General features: G+C 41.9%; 1 protein-coding gene. It reads left to right on the forward strand.

The features are described from left to right. The first annotated feature begins 321 nt into the window (after positions 1-321). A complete protein-coding gene (locus Hs20B_RS09585) occupies positions 322-1,506 on the forward strand; it encodes a tyrosine-type recombinase/integrase (RefSeq protein WP_172357960.1) in 1,185 nt (394 codons plus the stop codon). The last annotated feature ends 96 nt before the right edge of the window (positions 1,507-1,602 follow it).

A 1,602-nucleotide genomic window follows, 5' to 3' on the forward strand; every position in this document is an offset into this window, starting at 1 on the left:
AAATCTGATATATCGGTTATCACGGATATTGTCAAAGTCTTCGATAGACTGAATGACGTAAACCAAACTGACGTTTTGAATTATGCGCAATATCGGTTAGACCAGCAACGCTCAACCGAACAGTCTGACAACTAATCACGCGCGTGATACTCTACAAGCTAATATAATCGCCCTCACGGCGTTTTATCGTATTCTTCGGTAAGTTATAACCCAATCAACTAAAAACGCCATACGCTCAAATTAAGCACGTCACGCGCGTGATACTCATTCATTCTTTTTCAGTCCTCTTTTTGCCTTGCCCGCCAATGGAACAGGAAGAAAATGAATATAAAAAAAGTCACAAAAAAAGACGGCTCAACCGTCTACAAAACAAGCGTATATCTTGGCGTTGATAGTCTGACGGGTAAGAAAGTCCGAACTACCAGCACGGCCAAAACTCGCAAGATGTGTGAGATAAAGGCCAATCAAGCAATAAACAAATTTCAAAAAAACGGGTCAACCGTTGCAACTGAAAAAGTTGATTTTGCCGACTTTAAGGCGCTCGCCGTGAGTTGGTTTGACGGGTACAAGTTGACCGTGAAAGTAAACAGTTCACGGGTTGCGAAAAGCTATTTAAATCATTATATCTTGCCCGCGCTGGGGGCGTACCAGGTAGATAAGATAAGCCCTGTACTTTTGCAAGGTATCGTCAATCAATGGGCAAAAAACGCCAACACAAGCCCAATTATCAACAATAGACGCAAGCAAGGAAGTTGCAAAGACTACAAGTTACTACTTAACTTTGTCAAGCGTATTTTAAACCACGGCTTTCAGCTTGGGGCAATCAATAGCAACCCTGCTGTTCAAGTTGTCCCGCCAAAATTAAAGCAACGAACGACGAAACAAATCAAGTATTTCGATAATGACGAACTTAAAAGATTCTTGGTCTATCTTGATACTTTAGACGATACACCAGCTAACCAAATGCGGGGTGCCTTATATCGTTTCATGCTCGCCACTGGGTTGCGTGTCGGTGAAACTTTTGCGCTCTCATGGTCTGATGTTGACTTTAAGGGTCAATCTGTCAGCGTAACTAAAACAGTTTTACAGGATAGGTCAATACAAGATAGCACCAAAACAAGGGAAAGCACTCGGACGGTTACGCTTGATAACGATACCTTGCAAATGCTCAATACTTGGCAACGGCAACAACGGCAACACGTAAATGTGATAAGTCTGACGGATAGCCCTGTGTTTTCGCTTGATAACACTGTCCTGTGTTACGAACAGGAACGGCAAAAATTGATAGCAATGTTTAAACGTGCCAAAGTGCCGTATATCGGTTTTCACGGCTTTCGCCATACTCACGCAAGTCTTTTGATGAATGCTAATGTAAATCCAAAGGAGATTCAGCACCGCTTGGGTCATGCTGATTATGCCATAACCATGAATACGTATAGCCACCTTTCCAAAGACAAAGAAAAAGATACCGCCGAAAAGTTCGGAAGTATCTTAAAAGCATTGTAAAAAATGTTGCGGGGTAGTTAAAAGGGTAGTTAAATCGTGTTTTTGAGTCAACAAACCGCTTAAAATAAGGGGTCAAGCGGGTTTTAAACTTCATTT

The organism is Pseudolactococcus insecticola (genome assembly GCF_011170065.1).
GTDB lineage: Bacteria > Bacillota > Bacilli > Lactobacillales > Streptococcaceae > Pseudolactococcus > Pseudolactococcus insecticola.